Consider the following 17,068-nt stretch of genomic DNA (forward strand, 5'->3'; position numbering starts at 1 on the left):
GTGGCCCCATTGCCGATCACCTCGAACTCCTTGCCGTGACCGGATTCTCCCGCCGCGCGGCATCCGGTTCCCATTCGACGACGTTATCGCCGTTCGTGGCGCTCGAGTAGGGTCCATGGCCGACGACCGAATGGGCGAAAGCCACTGCCGTCGGCCGCCGGGATCAGTCAGCCCACAAGCGGGCGGCGTGGGCTCGGACCAACGCCTGTACCCGCGCGACCGCATCGCCGGACGATCGGCCGGGCAGACGGCGTCCGTCTCGCAGCCGGACGGCCACATCGCCGCGGGAGACTTCGGCCGGACCGAGGATGAACTGGTAGGGCACCAGGCGGGTTTCGCGTACACGCGCCCCCAAACTACCCACGTCGGCATTCAGCACCCGGACGCGCAGACCCGCGGACAGACAGTCGTCGCGGAGCCGGGCGGCGGCGGGCTCCTCAGCCGCGGAGACCGGCAGCACCGCCACCTGGACCGGTGCCATCCAGGCCGGGAAGGCACCGCCGTGATGCTCGATCAGGTGGGCGACCGCTCGCTCGACGCTGCCGATGATGCTGCGATGCACCATGACCGGACGGTGCTTGGCGCCATCGGCGCCGACGTACCGCAGGTCGAACCGCTCTGGCTGATAGAAATCGACCTGCACGGTGGACAGGGTCGATTCGCGGCCGGCGTGATCGCTGACCTGGACGTCGATCTTCGGTCCGTAGAACGCGGCCTCGCCCTCCGCGGATTCGTACGGCACACCCGACCTGTCGAGCACCTCGCCCAGGATCCTGCTCGCCCGCCGCCACATCTCCGGCGCCGCAACGTATTTCCCGCCCGCCCCGGGCAGTGACAGCCGGTAGCGGGCGCCGGTGATACCCAAGGCCCGATAGGCCGACCCGATGAGCGCGAGCGCGCCCGCCGCCTCCTCGGCAACCTGATCGAGGGTGCAGAAGATGTGCGCGTCGTTGAGATGAATGCACCGCACCCGGGTCAGACCGCCCAGCACACCGGACAGTTCGGACCGGTACATGGCCCCGAGCTCGGCCATGCGCAGCGGAAGTTCGCGATAACTGTGCGAGCGCGACCGATACATCAGCGCGTGATGCGGGCACAGGCTGGGACGCAGCAGGACCTGTTCGCCACCGATGTCCATCGGCGGATACATGTCGTCGTCGTAATGCGCCCGGTGCCCCGATATTTCGTACAGCTCACGCTTCCCGAGCACGGGCGAGTACACATGCTGGTACCCGGCCGCCCGCTCCGCGTCCCGGATGTACTCCTCGAGACTGTGCCGCACGATCGCGCCGTCCGGCAACCAGTACGGCAGTCCGGCCCCGATCAGCGGATCGGTGTCGAACAGCCCGAGTTCCCGGCCCAGCTTCCGATGGTCGTACACGTGGATCTCCTCGTTATCGAGGGCGGATGACCACACGCGAAAGCCCCGGGCATCCGCCCGGGGCTCTGATCAGAACAGCATTCAGTCCGCCGGGATATCGTCCGGCGTCGTAGTGAACTGAATTGGCTGCATCTCGGCGACATTACCCGCGAGATATTTCCCGACGCAACGGGATACCCGCGACCGAACCCACGTCGGTGTGCGGTACCACCCGCCCGCCACGATAGATTGCTGCGAAAGAGCTGTAGTGAGGTGATTCCGTGGGTGACACGCGGAGTGATGTGGATGCTGAGGTGCCCGGGGCGCAGGTTCGGCTGAGTGTGCTGGGCGGGTTGGCGGCCACCGTCGCGGGGCGGCCGGTCGACCTCGGCGGGGTTCGGCAGCGGACCCTGCTGGCCGCGTTGGTCGCCGCGTTCCCGCATGAGGTGTCGGCCGACCGGCTGCTCGAGCAGGTGTGGCACGACGCCGCGGATCCCTCGATGAGTTCGTTGCACTTCGGTATCTCGAAGTTGCGTGATCGGCTCGGGCCCGACCGCCGCCGGGGCTCGGAGGGCGTGATCTCTCGACGCGGCACCCGCTATCTGCTGGATCTGACCGCGGACCGGATCGACGCGCACCGATTCGCCGAGTGGATCGCGCTTGCCGAATCCACCTGCGCGGCAGGAGATTCCGAAGGCGGACTGCGAGCTTACGAACTGGCGCTGAGTGAATGGCGCGGTGCGCCGTACGCGGATGTGGCCGACGCGGATTTCGTGCGGCCCGAGATCGCCCGGCTCACCGCGCTCGAGCTGCGGGCGCGCAAGGCCCTGGTGGAGTTGCGGCTCGATGCCGGGCGCGTCGATGCCGCGCTCGCCGACGCGGAGGCGCTGGTGTCGGCTCATCCGCTCGACGAGCGGGCCTGGGAGCTGGCGGTGCTGGCCCGCTACCGAGCCGGGCGACAGTCCGATGCCCTCGCGGCGCTACGGGACATTCGCCGCCTGTTCGATGCCGAACTCGGCGTCGAGCCGGGCGTCCGGCTGCGCGAGCTGGAGACCGCGATCCTGCGCCACGATGAGGATCTGCTGCGCGGATCCGTGAGACCCGCACCGGCCGTCACGCCCGCGGTGGCGACGGTCTCGCCGATGCCGGTTCCCCGCACCCAGTTGATCGGCCGCACAGGCGAACTCGACGACATCGGCCGAACCGTGCGCGACGGCCGACTGGTGACGCTGGTCGGAACCGGCGGCGTCGGCAAGACCCGGCTGGCCCTGGAGACGTGCCGCCGGCTCGCTGCCGGGGACGGCCCATGGTGGGTCGATCTGGCCCCGGTCGAATCTGGCGAACTGGTCGCCGCGACCGTGGCCGCGGCGGTGCAGGTCCGGGGCGCGAGCTCCGCGGATCGGCTCGCGGAGGTCCTCGCGACACGGGAATGCACGCTGCTGCTGGACAATTGCGAACATCTCCTCGACGAGGTGGCCGCCCTCGTGCACACCCTGTTGACCCGCTGCCCGCAGGTCCGGATCCTGGCCACGAGCCGAGAGCCGCTCACGGTCGAGGGCGAGCGTGTCATCGAGATCGCGCCGCTGGATGAGGCCGACGCCGTCGACCTGTTCGCCGCCCGCGCCGCCGGCGTGGTCGACGGCTGGACACTCGATGAGCGGGTGCGCGAACCGGTACGGCGGATCTGCGCCGACCTCGACGGTATTCCGCTCGCGGTGGAGCTGGCCGCCGCCCAACTGCGGGTGCTGTCCGAACAGCAGATCGCCGACGGCCTGGCCGACCGATTCACCCTGCTGGCCGGGGGCGCGCGTACCGCGCCCGCCCGCCAGCGCCGCTTGGCCGACACCATCGACTGGAGTTACCGCCTGCTCGATCCCGGCGAGGCGCGGTTGCTGCGTGACGTCGCCGTCTTCGCCGGCAGTTTCGACATCGACGCCGCGGCCGCCGTGCACGGCGTGTCCTCACCCATGGCCGTGCTCGAGCCCTTGACAGGCTTGGTGCGGAGATCGCTGCTGCGTGTTCAGCCCGCGTCATCGCCACGGCGGTATCGGATGCTGCAGTCGATTCGCGAATTCGCCCTGGCGCGTTGCGAAGCCGACGAGCTGGAGCGGGTGCGGGCCGCCCACCGACGCACCGTGCTGGAACGGTCCCGAGCCGGATCGGCGCAGCTGCGCGACGCGCGGTCAGCGCAGATGCTGGACGCGCTCGGCGCCGATATCGCCGAGCAGCGCAGCGCTATCGCCTCCGCGTTCGCGGCCGGTGAACCCGGCTACGTACTTCAGCTCGCGGCAGCCCTGTACTGGTTCTGGTATCGGTGCGGGTTCATCGAGGAGGGCATCGCGGCGATCACGAGCGGGCTCTCGGCCAGTGAAGCGGCGGGGCACGAGGTCGACCGGTCGACGTTGTCGGCCGCGCTGGCCGGGCTCGGCGGGCTGTACTACCTGTCGGGTGACCCGGTCCGGGGCGCGGAAGCGACCGAGCGGGCGGCGCGGGCGGCAGCCGACGCGGGTGATCGGGCCACCGCGGCGTGGATGCGTTCGTGGACCATCTACATGCGCGCGGTCGTCGCGCCCTCAACCGAGTGGGCCGACGCCGCCCGGGCTGCAGTGACCGCGACTGCCGCGGCCGGACGGCCATGGCAGCTGGCCGAGGCTCTGATGATCGAGGGCATGATCCTCCGATTCGCGAATCGCCCGGACGCGGCGAGAGAGGCATTGCGCGAAGCGGTTTCGGTCGCCGAACGCTGTGGACACCGCTGGCCGGTCGCCTCCGCCTCGTGGACCCTGGCTCGCTGTGCGATGGACACCGGCGACGAGGCCGACGCTCGAACGGCATTGCGCACCATGCAGACCGCCCTCGAATCGGACGGGGATGTCACCTCTTGGCTGGTGATGGCGCATCTGGCCGCTGCGCTCGCCGCCCGCAGTCACCGCCCCGCCGACGGTGCCCGCCTGCTCGGGGCCGTGCGGGCGCTGGGTGGTCGCATCGGATTCCTGCCGGAGGTGATGGATCCGATGGACGCGCCCCGCGAGGCCGCCGCGGTCCGGGCGGCGTTGCCCGCCGCCGATTTCGCCGCGGGCCTGGCCGCGGGTGCGACCATGACCCGGGACGAGGTCAACGCGCTGGTCAGCGCTATCGGCGCGGAACCCGCGAGCGACGCTGAGCGGGAGCTAAGTTCGCGCTAAGCGCGATGCGATCTCCTGGACATCGATCAGCACCATCGACTTTCAGGAGCCACATTGTCCAGCGTCTTCGATCCGCCCGCACCGACCGGAACCCGGCCGCAGCCGATGACGAGCGCCGCGCTCGCCGAACGCCTGCGCGCGGCGGTCGCCGGTGACGTGCACACCCCCGGCGAGGAGGGGTACCGGCTCTCGGCCGCCGGGTTCAATGTCGCGACCGAGCATCGCGCCGCGGCCATCGTCGTGGCCACCAGCGCCGCCGATGTCGCGGCCGCGGTGAGCGCCGCGACCGCGACCGGCTACACGATCGCGGTACAGGCCACCGGGCACGGGGCCACCCCGACGCCGCCGGACAGCGTGCTCATCGACACCGCGCTGCTGGACGCGGTGTCGATCGACCCGGATCAGCGCACCGCGACCGTCGGCGCGGGTGTGCGCTGGCAGCAAGTGCTCGACGCGGCCACGCCCTTCGGACTCGCCGCGCTGGCAGGGTCCTCGACCGGCGTCGGTGTCGTGGGCTACACGCTCGGCGGCGGTCTGGGCCCGATCGCGCGCACGTACGGTTTCGCCGCCGACCATGTCACCGCCATGGAGGTGGTGACCGCGGACGCCACCCTGCGGCGGGTCACGCCCGAGAACGAACCCGAGCTGTTCCGCGCTCTGCTGGGCGGCGGCGCGGCCTTCGGGATCGTCACGCAGATGACCTTCCGGCTGTTCCCGATCCGCACGCTGTACGGCGGCGGTCTCACCTTCCGGTTCGAGGACGCGGCGACCGTGCTGCGGGCCTGGCGGAATTGGATGTCAACCGTGCCGGAGACGGTGACCAGTTCGGTGGCGATCCTGCATCTGCCTCCGCTGCCGGAGATTCCGGAGCCGCTGCGCGGGGCCACGGTGCTGCACCTGCGCTACGCCCATGTCGGCGACCCTGCCGAGGGTGCGGCATTGCTCGCGCCGATGCGGCCGGTGGCGGCACCACTGTTGGACACGGTCGCCGAAATGCCTTACGCGGCAATCGCTTCCATCCACAACGACCCGGTCGACCCGATGCCGGCGACCGATCGCTCGACCTTGCTCAGCGAGCTGCCCGATGCGGCCATCGACGCGCTGCTGGCAACCGCCGGGCCGGCGGGCGGTCTGCCGATCACCATGGCCGAGGTCCGTGCCCTCGGCGGTGCGCTCGAGCGGGAGCCGCTCTCCCCGACGACGGTCGCGGGCCGGCAGGCCGCTTTCAACCTGCTCACGGTTGGTGTGCTGGCGCCACCGATCGCGGCGGCTGTCCCCGCGGCGCTGGAAGCCGTGATCGATGCGCTGTCCCCGTGGAGTCTCGAGGCAGCGACACCGAACTTCGCGCGGGATCCGCACGGCCGGGCCAGCGCCGAGACCATGGCCGCCTGGACCGCCGCGCAACGCGATCGTCTGGTCGAGGCGCACCGTCGCTACGACCCGACCGGCGTGTTCTCGCCCGCCGCCCGCTGGACCGCACCCGGACAGTGATTGCCGGCGGCCGGAGCCGGCGCCCGGCGGGACCTGCCACCGGTCGAGAGACCACGCGGGGTGCGGCAGGCCAGGACCGGGGCACCGGCTCGAGCCGTGTATGCGCGGCCGCCCCGGGTTCGGAAACTAGTAGTTCGCTACTCGTGAGCTCGGGGCCGGTTCGGCCTAGGGTCGGGTACAGCCGAAAGGTTCGGCGCGCGGAGGGCGAGGACCATGATCGACATCATTACGTTGCGAGGCACCGGGGAGCAGCGGAACAGTGACGGGATGCCGGCGGGGATGTTGCACGATGTGACCAAGCTGCTGGATCCGGACAAGTTCCGGTGTTTCGAGCCCGATTGGCCGGCCTCGATCGGGCCGGATCCGGATACGTGGGGGCCGTCGCTGGAGACGTCGGTGCGGCTGGGGGTGCAGGCGGGGGTGAAGGCGCTGCAGGATTCGCCGAATGTGTGCGGGCTGCTGAGTTATTCGCTGGGCGGGATCGTGGCGAGCACGATTCTCGAGGGGGCGCGGGCGGGGACCTACACCAATGTGGACGGGTCGCCGCTGGAGATCGCGTTCGTGGTGAACATCGCCAATCCGATGCGGCGGGCGGGGCAGTCGGTGGGGCATCTGTGTCCGGCGACCACGTACGGGCTGCACGGGCAGCGGGGGGCGTGGCCGCTGGGCGTGGATGTGCGGGAGTACGCGAATCCCGACGACATCATCACCTCCTCCCCCGGCGATTCGCCGCTGCGGGCCATCAATACCGCGATCTCGCCGTTCTCGCTGGTCGAGGGGGCGCGGATCGGGAATCTGACCCCGGTGATCTTCCATGAGCTGCTGGAATTCCTGATGCAGAATCCGGTGGCGAACCTGAATCGGTACGAGGCGGCGGTGCGCGGGCTGATCGGATATCTGACGCCGTGGCCGGACGGGCAGCACGTGCTGTACTCCGGGCACAACATGCCGGGCACGGGCATGCTGTGGACGACCCATGCGGCGGAGTACCTCAACGCGAACTTCTGAACGCCGCGAACCACCACGGTGTCCGCAGCATCCACGGCTGGGATTCTCCTCGCACCGCCGAACGCGTCTACGCCGCAGGCGGATTCGTCACCCCGTACGCGGGCGGACCTGCCAGCTTCGTCAGGGTATGGCAGCAGGCGCGGACCATGCCCGTCCGCGCGCGGGCTTCGGCTTCGGCTTCGGCTTCGGCTTCGGCTTCGGCTTCGGCTTCGGCTTCGGCTTCGGCTTCAGAGTCGTATCTCGGTGTCCGGGAACAGGTTCGGTGCTGACATCACGGCGCTTCCCACTCGTTTCTTACCAGTCGGTAACCTCGGCTGGCAGAATGACGGGGCGCTCCGGCGGGTGCGCGAACAAGGAGGTTGCGCGTGGCATTCGGTGATTTTCAGAACGAGATCTACTTCAACGGGTTGCGCGGGGTGGTGCCGGCCTACCCGGTGAGCTTCGCGGAGCTGGCCGAGCGGGCGCAGTCGGCGCTGCCACCATCGGTGTGGTCGTATGTGGCGGGCGGGGCGGGCGACGAGCGCACCCAGCGGGCCAATGTGGCCGCCTTCGACCGATGGGGTGTCATTCCGCGCATGTTCGTGGGCGCCAAGGAGCGCGATCTGTCGGTGGAGTTGTTCGGAAGCACCTGGCCCGCACCGGTTTTCATGGCCCCTATCGGGGTGATCGGGCTGTGCGCGCAGGACGGGCACGGTGATCTGGCGACCGCGAAGGCCGCAGCGCGCACCGGCGTCCCGATGGTGGCGTCGACCCTGACGGTCGATCCGATGGAGGATGTCGCGGCCGAACTCGGCGACACCCCGGGCTTCTTCCAGCTCTACACCCCCACCGACCGCGAGCTGGCCGCCAGCCTGGTGGAGCGCGCCGAGCAGGCCGGCTACCGGGGCATCGTGGTCACCCTCGACACCTGGGTCACCGGCTGGCGGCCGCGTGACCTGTCGACCGGCAACTTCCCGCAGCTGCGCGGGCACTGCCTGGCCAACTACTTCACCGACCCGGTGTTCCGGGCGAGCCTGGCGCAATCGCCGGAACAAGATCCGCAGGCGGCCATCCTGCGCTGGATCCAGGTCTTCGGCAATCCGCTGACCTGGGCGGATCTGCCGTGGCTGCGGTCACTGACCGAGCTGCCGCTGATCGTGAAGGGCATCTGCCACCCCGAGGATGCCCGCCGGGTCAAGGACCTGGGCGTGGACGGCATCTACTGCTCCAATCACGGTGGCCGCCAGGCCAACGGCGGGCTCCCGGCGCTGGACATGCTGGCCGAGGTGGTGGCCGCGGCCGACGGGCTGCCGGTGCTGTTCGATTCGGGTGTGCGTTCCGGCGCGGACATCGTCAAGGCGCTGGCGCTGGGTGCGTCCGCGGTCGGCATCGGCCGTCCCTACGCCTATGGGCTGGCGCTGGGCGGCGTCGACGGCATCGTGCACGTGCTGCGCACCCTGCTGGCCGAGGCGGACCTGATCATGGCGGTGGACGGATATCCGACGCTGAAGGATCTGACGCCCGAGGCGCTGCGGCCGGTGTCGGTCTAGCGTCCCGCACAGGCGATCGGCCCCGCGTCACTGCGGGGCCGATCGTCGAACACTCGAGGGGCCGGCTCAGCTACCGTCCGCGCGACTTCTTCTCGCGCCTGCCCGACCCTGCGGCCGCCAGGTGGTCGGATTCCTGGTCTTCGGGCATGTCCCGGCCCTGCATCTGCTGGCCCTGCATCGACTGACCGTACTGCTCGCGCCGGCCAGCGGCCTGTTTACCAGACTTCTTGCCCTTGCTGTGCTGTGACATCGAAACCTCCGTATCGATCCGATTTCGCCCGGCCTGAGCGGGCTCGTTGAACCAATCGACTTACGGAACTCTCCTCAGCAACCGTTCAGACAACGGTGCACAGCTGATCGTGGTCCTCCAGGACGAGGATGTCAACCATCTCTCGCTCAGTGCTGGATGCCGGGGAAAGGGCGCGCGGATTCGAGGGCGAAGCCCAGTTCGAGGAGCGTGCGTTCGTCACCGTGCGCGGCGGAGAACATCACGCCGATGGGAAGACCGGAATCGGAGGCGCCCAATGGGAGCGAAAGAGCCGGGGCGCCAGTGACATTCGCGAACGGCGTGTAGTTGACGTAGGCCAGCAGGCGGGCGAAGACCTCGTCGAAGGGTTGGTCCGGGCTCAGATAGCCGAGGCGCGGGGTGAGGCTCGCCAGCACCGGCGACAGCACGATTTCGATATCGCGAAAGGCAGCCGCGTAGGCGTGGCGGGTGCGCGAGAGCCGGTACAGCACAGAGGGTGAGCGCAGGGCGGAGCCGCGGAAGCGGGCAGCCAGGCCGCGGGTGAAGGGGTCGAGGCGGGAGGCGTCGAAGGACCGGCCGAAGCTCAACTTTCCGGTGAGACCGGCCAGGAAGGCCAGCATCGCCCAGTAGGCGGCGAAATCCTCCGCGAAGCGCAGGTCCACCGGGTAGGCGATGGGTCGCACCTGGTGGCCGAGGCCCTCCAGCAGCGCGATGGTGTCGTCGAGGACCGCACGGATCTGCGGGTCCAGGGTGGCCCCGGTGATGGGGTCGCTCAGGACGCCGATGCGCAGTCGCCGCCGGGCGGGACCCTCGACGAGCCCGACCGGCGGCAGTGCGGGATTGCGCCAGAAGCGTTCGGCCGCAGCGAAATAGGTGGCGGTGTCGCGGACCGTGCGGGTGAGCACGCCCTCGGAGACCAGGTTGATCGGCATGGACCGGGCCTGCGGTCCATCGAGGTGGCGGCCACGCGTCGGCTTCAAACCGACGAGCCCGCAACAGGCGGCGGGGATCCGGATCGAGCCGCCACCGTCATTGCCGTGCGCGATCGGCACCGCCCCCGCCGCGACGAGAGCGGCCGAACCACCCGACGAGGCGCCCGAGGAGAACTCGGTGTCCCACGGATTGCGCGTCGGTTCGGCAGCCACGAATTCGGTGGTCGCGTTCAGCCCGAATTCGGGCAGCGTGGACTTGCCGAGCACGGTCACACCGGTGCTCAGGAACTGTTTCGTGAAGGGGCCGTGCGCTTTCGCGGGCCGCGCCCGCCAGGCCGCGCTGCCGTGCTGGGTCGGCAGCCCGGCCACGTCGGTGTTGTCCTTCACGAAGGTCGGCACCCCGTACAGCAGCGCCTCGCGATCCGGCGAGACCAGCGGCGTATCCGCTTCCACCACAACTGCGTTCAGCACCGGATTCACCAGCGCCACCCGCTCCCGGGCCGCCTTGGCGACCTCGGCCGCGCTCAGTTCACCGCTGCGGATCAGCGCGGCGATGGCCACCCCGTCGTGCTCGCCGAGAGCGTCGTCGCCGAAGGCGTGGACTCGCGCAGCCATGGATCGGGCCTCCTTTCCCGCCTCCCACACCAGGATCTACGGCTCGCACGGTGGCCCGGTTCGAAATTCCGGGCCATCAGTCCGATTCCGGCTATCCGGGCAGTCCCAGGCTCTTCAGGGCGCCGGTGAGGAAGGTGTTGACGGCGTCGGGGCGCTCGAGCTGAACCAGGTGGCCCGCGGCCGGGACCTCGACGACCTCGCGCAGGTCGAGGACATTGGCGCGCAGGGTGGCCAGCGGGTCGCGGCCGCTGAAGCCCTCCATGTCGGGGTCGTTCTGGCCATAGAGGAAGAAGGTGGGAACCTCGACCTTGGCGTCGGCGTAGGCGGCGGTGAGCTCCCAGTTGCGGTCCAGATTGCGGTACCAGTTGAGGCCGCCGGTGAAGCCGGTGCGCTCGAAATCCTGGACCAGGGTGTCGAATTCGGCCTCCGACAACCACGGCCAGGGCAGGGCCGGCGCCTGCGGGAGGACGTCGAGGTAGCCGAGGCCGGGCGGGTTCTTCCAGGTGTCGAGGTAGTGGTAGTCACCGGAGAGCGAGTAGTAGACGCGGGCCAGGAAGCCCCGCGGGTCCGCGGCGAGTTCGGCGTCGGCGACGCCGGGGGTCTGGAAGTAGGACAGGTGCAGGAAGTGGCGCTCGGCCGCCTTGGTCCAGAAGGCCGACGGGGGCCGCGGCGGGCGCGGGGCGAACGGGTTGTTCAGGACCACGGCCGCGGCCACCCGCTCCGGGGCTCGCAGGCTCAGTTCCCACACCAGTTGCGCACCGAAGTCGAGGCCGACGAAGACCGCCTGCTCGGCACCGATGTCGTCGAGCAGGGCCAGGAGATCGCCGATGACGGCGGCGTTGGTGTAGGCCTCCGGATCGGCGGGCGCCTCGGTACGGCCGTATCCGCGCAGGTCGGGGGCGAGGGCGCGGTAGCCCGCGGCGGCGACGGCGTCGAGCTGGTGGTGCCACATGAACCAGGTGTGCGGAAACCCGTGACAGAAGACGACCGGGAAGCCCTCGCCCTTGTCCGCCACGTGCAGGCGGACCTCCCCGGTGTCGATCGTCCGATGCGTCAGTTCCACTCCGCCTCCAATTTCTAGAACACGTTCCTATTTCAAGGTAATGTCCAGAGGTCGTGAGCGAAATACCCAAGATTCTCGCCGGAAAGGTCGCGGTGGTGACCGGGGCCAGCCGCGGCATCGGCAAGGGCATCGCCCTGGAGCTGGGCGCGGCCGGGGCGACCGTGTACGTCACCGGGCGCACCGTCACGGCCGGGCACCTGCCGGGCACCGTGGCCGCGACCGCCGCCGACATCGAGGCCCTGGGCGGGATCGGGGTGCCGGTGGTCTGCGATCACCGCGACGACGCGGCCGTGGAGAAGCTGTTCGCGCAGATCCGCGACGAGCGGGGCCGGCTCGACGTGCTGGTCAACAACGTCTACAACTCCCCCGCCTCGGCCCGCTGGATCGGGCGCAAGTTCTGGGAGGTGCCGCCCAAGGCGTGGGACGAGGGCTTCGACATCGGCGTCCGATCCCATTACGTGGCAAGCGTTTTCGCCGCACCCCTGCTGATCGAGTCACAGGGCCTGATCGTGAGCGTGTCCTCCCCCGGCGCGATCCGGCAGATGCACAACGCGGTATACGGCGTCGGCAAGGCCGCCGTGGACCGGCTCACCGCCGACATGGCACACGACCTCGACGGCACCGGCACGACCGCGGTCTCGATCTGGCCCGGCATCGTGAACACCGAACTGCTGCAAATGGTTCCGGCCGACGCACAGGGCCGCCGCCTGGTCACCCTGCCCGGAGAGGGCACCTTCGATCTCGACCTGGCAGAGACCCCGCACTTCGCCGGCCGCGCCGTGGTCGCCCTCGCGGCGGACCCGGATCGGCTGGCGCGCACCGGAAAAGCCTGGAAGGTCGCCGACCTCGCCGAGGCGTACGGCTTCACCGACCTCGACGGCCGCGTCCCGCGCGCCGACTAGACATCCTCGAAACACGTTCCCGAAGAACAGGAGTGGACAACCCAATGCGACGCGTTTTCGTCGTCGGCGTGAACATGACGCCGTTCGTCAAGATCGGTTCCCGCGAGTGGACCTACCCGGAGATGGTCGCCGAGGCCGTGAACGGCGCGCTGAAGGACGCGGGCGTCACCTACGACCAGGTGCAGCGCGCCGCGGTCGGCTACGTCTTCCAGCCCTCGGCCGCCGGGCAGCGCGCCCTCTACGACATCGGCCTGACCGGCATCCCGATCGTCAATGTGAACAACAACTGCGCCACCGGTTCCACCGCGCTCATGTTCGCCCGTGAGTGGGTGGCCTCGGGCATCACCGATGTCGCGCTGGCCGTCGGCTTCGAGCAGATGACCAAGGAGGCCATGGCCGGACCGGCCACCAAGCCCAAGGTCACCACGGTCGACGCGCACCTGAAGGTGAACAAGGAGCACTTCGAGTTCTCCGCCGCGCCGATCACCACCCAGTTCTTCGGCAATGCCGCCATCGAGCACATGAAGCGCTACGGCACCACGCCCGAGCAGCTGGCGGCGGTCGCGGTCAAGAACCACGAGCACTCGACCCGGAACCCGCTGGCGCAGTTCCAGGATGCCTACACCCTCGAGCAGGTGCTCGGCGACAAGCCGGTGCACGGCCCGCTGACCCGCTCGCAGTGCTCGCCCATGTCCGACGGCGCGGCCGCCGCGGTCGTGGTGAGCGAGGAGTTCGTCAAGGCCAACGGTCTCGAGGGACAGGCCATCGAGATCCTGGCCCAGGAGCTGGCCACCGACGACGGCAACGCCTTCTCCACCGGTTCCATGATCGACGTGGTCGGTGCGCCCATGACCCGCGCGGCGGCCGGAAAGGTGTTCTCCCGCGCCGGAATCGGGGTTCATGATGTGGATGTGATCGAGCTGCACGACTGCTTCTCCATCAACGAGCTCATCACCTACGAGGCGCTGGGCCTGTGCGGCGAGGGCGAATCGGGCGCGCTCGTCGAGTCCGGCGCCACCACCTACGGCGGCACCTGGGTGGTCAACCCGTCGGGCGGCCTGATCTCCAAGGGACATCCGCTCGGCGCGACCGGTCTGGCCCAGTGCACCGAATTGAGCTGGCAGCTGCGCGGACTCGCGGGCGATCGGCAGGTCGCGGGCGCGCGCACCGCGCTGGCGCACAATCTGGGCCTGGGCGGCGCGGTCGTCGTCACCCTGTACGCGGCCCACACGGCATGACCATCGGACGGAAGAGGAAGTCATGACCACACTCGATCCCGACACCCTGCTGCGGCTGCCCGTGCACAATGGCCATGCCCTGGTGGCGGGCCTCAAGCGGCACCGCAACCGCCCGGTGCTCACCCTCGGCGACCACACCCTCACCGGCGGTGAGGTGCTCGACGGCATGAGCCGCTACATCGACGCCTTCGCCGAGCACGGCGTCACCACCGGCACCCCGGTCGGCGTGCTCGCGCTCAACCGGCCCGAGGTGCTGTTCACCATCGGCGCAGGCCAGATCGTGGGTTCGCGGCGCACCGCGCTGCACCCGATCGGCGGTCTCGACGATCACGCGTATGTGCTTGCCGACGCGGGCATTTCGACCCTCATCCTGGATCCGGTGCCCGCGTTCGTGCAGCGCGCGCGCGAGCTGGTCGACATGGTGCCGACGCTGACCAAGGTCCTGGTGCTGGGCCCGGTGCCCGAGCTGCTCGCGGACGTCGGTGTGGACATCCTCGCCGCCGCGGACAAATACGAGCCGCGTCCGGTGGAGGCGGTGGAACTGCTGCCCTCCGACGTCATCTCGATCAGCTATACCGGCGGCACCACCGGCAAGCCCAAGGGTGTGGTCGGCACCGCGCTGACCATGAACACCATGACGCAGATCCAGCTCTCGGAATGGGAGTGGCCCAAGCATCCCAAGTTCCTGATCTGCACTCCGCTCTCGCACGCGGGCGCGGCGTTCTTCCTGCCGGTCGTGCTGCTGGGCGGGCAGTGCGTGGTGCTGCCGCGTTTCGACGCCGGAGAAGTGCTGCGCGCCATCGAGGAACACAAGATCTCGGCGACCATGCTGGTGCCGTCCATGCTGTACGCGCTGCTGGATCACCCGGATTCCAGGACGCGGGACCTGTCGTCGCTGGAGACGGTGTACTACGGGGCGTCCGCGATCGACCCGAATCGGTTGCAGGAGGCCATCGATCGCTTCGGGCCGATCTTCGCCCAGTACTTCGGGCAGTCCGAGGCGCCGATGGCGATCAGCTACCTGGGCAAGGAGGAGCACGACAAGGAACGGCTCACCTCGTGCGGGCGGCCCTCGGTCGCGGTGCGGGTGGCATTGCTCGACAGCGAGGACAAGCCGGTCGCGCAGGGCGAGGTCGGCGAGATCTGTGTCTCCGGGCCGCTGCTCGCCGCCGGCTACCTGAATCTGCCGGAGGTCACGGCCGAGACGTTCAAGAACGGCTGGCTGCGCACCGGCGATCTGGCGCGGCAGGACGAGGACGGATTCCTGTTCATCGTCGGGCGTTCCAAGGACATGGTCGTCACCGGCGGGTTCAATGTGTTCCCGCGCGAGGTGGAAGACGTTGTCTCCGAACACCCGAAGGTGCTCACCGTCGCGGTCGTCGGCGTGCCCGACGCGCACTGGGGTGAGGCCGTGACCGCCGTGCTGGTTCTCGAACCCGCCACCGCCGCCGATCCGGCCGCGGTGGAGGTGGTCACCGCCGAGATCCAGGCCGCGGTCAAGCAGCGCAAGGGTTCGGTGCAGGTGCCCAAGCACGTGGTGGTGATCGAGGAGCTGCCGCTGACCGGGCTCGGCAAGCCGGACAAGAAGGCGATCCGCGTGCTCGCCGCGGAACGGCTGGGTCTGGCCTGATCGCCCCGTGGGCGCTCGGCTAGGCGAACTTGCGGGTTCGGATCAGCCGGGCGCCCCGGCGGGCGCTGTTCACGCCCGCCTCCACGACGGCGCGGGTCACGAAGTGGCCCAGCGCCGTTGCCGCGAACATGGCCGCGATGAGCACCGGCGCCCAATTCCAGCTCAGCGCCAGCATCATGCGATCGAAGGTGCCGCGCGGCTGCACTACCGGCTCCCAGCTGTTCAACCGCACCCAGCGGCCCAGGAAAACGCCTATCGCGCACAGCAAATGGACCGCGAGCGTCACCGGGGTGCGCCACACGCCCAGCCCGCGCGTCTCCAGGAAGCGGCCGAGTTCGGCCAGCACCAGGTAGTAGGCGACGAAGCCGGAGGCGATGAACGCGCCGTAGACGGGCAGGATCGTCGTCACCACCGGGCCGTTGCCCGCCGCGCGGATGTCGTCGCGCAGGTGCACCAGATCGGTCACCACATAGGGTGCGTTGGGCAGGAACAGCAACAACAGCACCGCTCCGCCCCACCACATCGGCGAAATCGGTAGTCGTCGTTCATCATCGCGCGTGCCACGAAACACCAGTAGCGCCAAAGCCACCGGGATCCAAGCCAATACGGTGTTCCACACCATCCAGAACAGATTCCGGTCCAGCACCCCCGCAAGGCTCGGCGCGACCGTCTTCACCGGGTCCATTCGTTCATGATGCCGATCTCGGCGCGGCGCGTCACGGGAGTTCGCAACACCGGTGGGCAACACTCCTGCCACCGCTCGGCCCACGCCGCGCGCGAAAGGCTGGTCGACAGGTGGCGACCAGCTGTTTTACGATCGTATTATGCGGCCGTGGGATATGAGATTCCCGAGTGGGCCCTCGACGTCGCGGCCCGGCTCGGCATCGCACCCGAGGAGATCATGCGGGTCCTGACCGGCCCGGACCGGCGCTGGCCGCGACCGGTCCGCGGGACGGGCGGGCTACCCGCTCTGATGATCCTGGGCCGCACCGGCGCGGGGCAGCCGCTGGCGGTGGTGGTGCGTCCGCTGTCGCAGATGGACCAGCAGGTCATCGGAGTGAAGCCGGTGACCGGACGGCTCCTCGCCCAGTTCGAACAATGGGAGGCGGACCATGACTGACTATCCGGACCAGGGCTACCCGCACACGGCCGAGGAAGCGCGCGACTTCCTCGACAGCCTCACGGTCGACGAGGACGCTCCCGAACCCGATCTCCCCGGCCCCGACGCTCCTGTCACCGTGTTGCGCACGGTCCGGCTCCCCTATGCCATGGATCAGCGCATCCGCGCCGAGGCCGACCATCGCGGCGTCAGCATGTCCGACCTGATCCGCGACTTCCTCACCATCGAGCTCGCGGCCCTCGACGACGACACCCCCATCAGCCGCGCCGACGCCCGCCGGGCCCTCAGCGCCGCCCTGGCGAATCTGTCGCCGGTACAGCGCCATCCACGCTGACCCGGCCACGCACGACGAATCGCCCGGGCACCTTTTGGGGTGCCCGGGCGATCTCAGGAGCTGTGAAGCTAGGAGAACTTGATTTCGAGGCCGATGCCGAGAATGGAGATCAGCCAGATCAACCCGAGGAAGATCGTGATGCGATCGAGGTTCTTCTCGACAACGGTGGAGCCCGACAGGCTCGACTGCACGCCACCACCGAAGAGGCTGGACAGACCTCCGCCCTTGGCCCGGTGCAGCAGCACCAGCAGCACCAGCAGCACGCTGGTGATAACGAGGAGGATATCCAGGAACATCCGCATGGCCGACAGTGTATGCGGTCCAGACCGCCCACCCCGAATCAGGCCTGGACCGACCACGGTCCGGGCCGTGCGGGACGGCCGGAACCGCTGATGATCTTGGTGATCTCGAACC

15 protein-coding genes are annotated in these 17,068 nt (G+C 69.4%); 9 read left to right on the forward strand and 6 right to left on the reverse strand.

Annotated elements, in window-relative coordinates:
* Nucleotides 1–163 precede the first annotated feature (163 nt).
* A complete protein-coding gene (gene thrS / locus ON33_RS11740; RefSeq protein ID WP_308417714.1) occupies nucleotides 164–1,417 on the reverse strand; it encodes a threonine--tRNA ligase in 1,254 nt (417 codons plus the stop codon).
* 224 nt (nucleotides 1,418–1,641) lie between these two features.
* On the opposite strand from thrS, the gene ON33_RS11745 reads away from it, so the two are divergent.
* The 4 genes from ON33_RS11745 (at nucleotide 1,642) to ON33_RS11760 (ending at nucleotide 8,573) form a co-directional block, all read left to right on the forward strand.
* Complete coding sequence (locus ON33_RS11745; protein ID WP_245550484.1) at nucleotides 1,642–4,545, forward strand: AfsR/SARP family transcriptional regulator; 2,904 nt, start codon at nucleotides 1,642–1,644, stop codon at nucleotides 4,543–4,545.
* A gap of 54 nt (nucleotides 4,546–4,599) precedes the next feature.
* Complete coding sequence (locus tag ON33_RS11750; protein WP_245550485.1) at nucleotides 4,600–6,036, forward strand: FAD-binding oxidoreductase; 1,437 nt, start codon at nucleotides 4,600–4,602, stop codon at nucleotides 6,034–6,036.
* Between the two features lie 213 nt (nucleotides 6,037–6,249).
* Nucleotides 6,250–7,044 (forward strand): hypothetical protein, encoded by a 795-nt coding sequence (locus ON33_RS11755; protein ID WP_040858401.1) that lies wholly within the window; start codon nucleotides 6,250–6,252, stop codon nucleotides 7,042–7,044.
* Between the two features lie 365 nt (nucleotides 7,045–7,409).
* Entirely contained in the window at nucleotides 7,410–8,573 is a 1,164-nt protein-coding gene (locus ON33_RS11760; protein ID WP_040858403.1) for a lactate 2-monooxygenase, read from the forward strand.
* Between the two features lie 70 nt (nucleotides 8,574–8,643).
* Here ON33_RS11760 and ON33_RS11765 read toward each other — a convergent pair whose 3' ends face one another.
* The 3 genes from ON33_RS11765 to ON33_RS11775 form a co-directional block, all read right to left on the reverse strand.
* Entirely contained in the window at nucleotides 8,644–8,823 is a 180-nt protein-coding gene (locus ON33_RS11765; protein ID WP_040858405.1) for a hypothetical protein, read from the reverse strand.
* Nucleotides 8,824–8,969: 146 nt separating this feature from the next.
* Nucleotides 8,970–10,367 (reverse strand): amidase, encoded by a 1,398-nt coding sequence (locus ON33_RS11770; protein WP_040858535.1) that lies wholly within the window; start codon nucleotides 10,365–10,367, stop codon nucleotides 8,970–8,972.
* Between the two features lie 91 nt (nucleotides 10,368–10,458).
* Nucleotides 10,459–11,430 (reverse strand): alpha/beta fold hydrolase, encoded by a 972-nt coding sequence (locus ON33_RS11775; RefSeq protein ID WP_051151927.1) that lies wholly within the window; start codon nucleotides 11,428–11,430, stop codon nucleotides 10,459–10,461.
* 53 nt (nucleotides 11,431–11,483) lie between these two features.
* On the opposite strand from ON33_RS11775, the gene ON33_RS11780 reads away from it, so the two are divergent.
* From ON33_RS11780 to fadD8, 3 genes are read left to right on the forward strand one after another with little or no spacing between them, the layout of a single operon-like run.
* Entirely contained in the window at nucleotides 11,484–12,332 is an 849-nt protein-coding gene (locus ON33_RS11780; RefSeq protein ID WP_040858407.1) for an SDR family NAD(P)-dependent oxidoreductase, read from the forward strand.
* 44 nt (nucleotides 12,333–12,376) lie between these two features.
* Nucleotides 12,377–13,570 (forward strand): thiolase C-terminal domain-containing protein, encoded by a 1,194-nt coding sequence (locus tag ON33_RS11785; RefSeq protein WP_040858408.1) that lies wholly within the window; start codon nucleotides 12,377–12,379, stop codon nucleotides 13,568–13,570.
* A gap of 22 nt (nucleotides 13,571–13,592) precedes the next feature.
* Nucleotides 13,593–15,200 (forward strand): fatty-acid--CoA ligase FadD8, encoded by a 1,608-nt coding sequence (gene fadD8, locus ON33_RS11790; protein ID WP_040858410.1) that lies wholly within the window; start codon nucleotides 13,593–13,595, stop codon nucleotides 15,198–15,200.
* 19 nt (nucleotides 15,201–15,219) lie between these two features.
* On the opposite strand, the gene ON33_RS11795 is transcribed toward fadD8, so the two are convergent.
* Nucleotides 15,220–15,885 carry a DUF1361 domain-containing protein gene (locus ON33_RS11795; protein WP_040858412.1) on the reverse strand — a complete coding sequence of 222 codons (666 nt, stop codon included), beginning with the start codon at nucleotides 15,883–15,885 and terminating at the stop codon, nucleotides 15,220–15,222.
* Nucleotides 15,886–16,032: 147 nt separating this feature from the next.
* Between ON33_RS11795 and ON33_RS11800 the strand changes: the two genes are divergently transcribed.
* Both ON33_RS11800 and ON33_RS11805 read left to right on the forward strand, forming a co-directional pair.
* Nucleotides 16,033–16,320, forward strand: a complete 288-nt coding sequence (locus tag ON33_RS11800) for a hypothetical protein (protein WP_040858414.1) — start codon at nucleotides 16,033–16,035, stop codon at nucleotides 16,318–16,320.
* Nucleotides 16,313–16,654: a hypothetical protein gene (locus ON33_RS11805; protein ID WP_051151928.1), complete on the forward strand. Its 342-nt coding sequence runs from the start codon at nucleotides 16,313–16,315 to the stop codon at nucleotides 16,652–16,654. Before ON33_RS11800 ends, ON33_RS11805 begins: the two co-directional genes overlap by 8 nt.
* A 68-nt stretch (nucleotides 16,655–16,722) precedes the next feature.
* Here the strand turns inward: ON33_RS11805 and secG are convergent, their stop codons facing one another.
* Entirely contained in the window at nucleotides 16,723–16,956 is a 234-nt protein-coding gene (gene secG, locus ON33_RS11810) for a preprotein translocase subunit SecG (RefSeq protein ID WP_040858416.1), read from the reverse strand.
* Nucleotides 16,957–17,068: the final 112 nt, after the last annotated feature.

The organism is Nocardia niigatensis NBRC 100131, from assembly GCF_000308655.1.
GTDB lineage: Bacteria > Actinomycetota > Actinomycetes > Mycobacteriales > Mycobacteriaceae > Nocardia > Nocardia niigatensis.

Excerpts from the sequence above, each read along its gene's own strand:
- ON33_RS11795 (WP_040858412.1), bottom strand. The coding sequence starts at position 15,885 with ATGGACCCGGTGAAGACGGTCGCGCCGAGCCTTGCGGGGGTGCTGGAC.
- secG (WP_040858416.1), bottom strand. The coding sequence starts at position 16,956 with ATGCGGATGTTCCTGGATATCCTCCTCGTTATCACCAGCGTGCTGCTG.
- fadD8 (WP_040858410.1), top strand. The coding sequence starts at position 13,593 with ATGACCACACTCGATCCCGACACCCTGCTGCGGCTGCCCGTGCACAAT.
- ON33_RS11785 (WP_040858408.1), top strand. The coding sequence starts at position 12,377 with ATGCGACGCGTTTTCGTCGTCGGCGTGAACATGACGCCGTTCGTCAAG.
- ON33_RS11770 (WP_040858535.1), bottom strand. The coding sequence starts at position 10,367 with ATGGCTGCGCGAGTCCACGCCTTCGGCGACGACGCTCTCGGCGAGCAC.
- ON33_RS11805 (WP_051151928.1), top strand. The coding sequence starts at position 16,313 with ATGACTGACTATCCGGACCAGGGCTACCCGCACACGGCCGAGGAAGCG.
- ON33_RS11765 (WP_040858405.1), bottom strand. The coding sequence starts at position 8,823 with ATGTCACAGCACAGCAAGGGCAAGAAGTCTGGTAAACAGGCCGCTGGC.
- ON33_RS11755 (WP_040858401.1), top strand. The coding sequence starts at position 6,250 with ATGATCGACATCATTACGTTGCGAGGCACCGGGGAGCAGCGGAACAGT.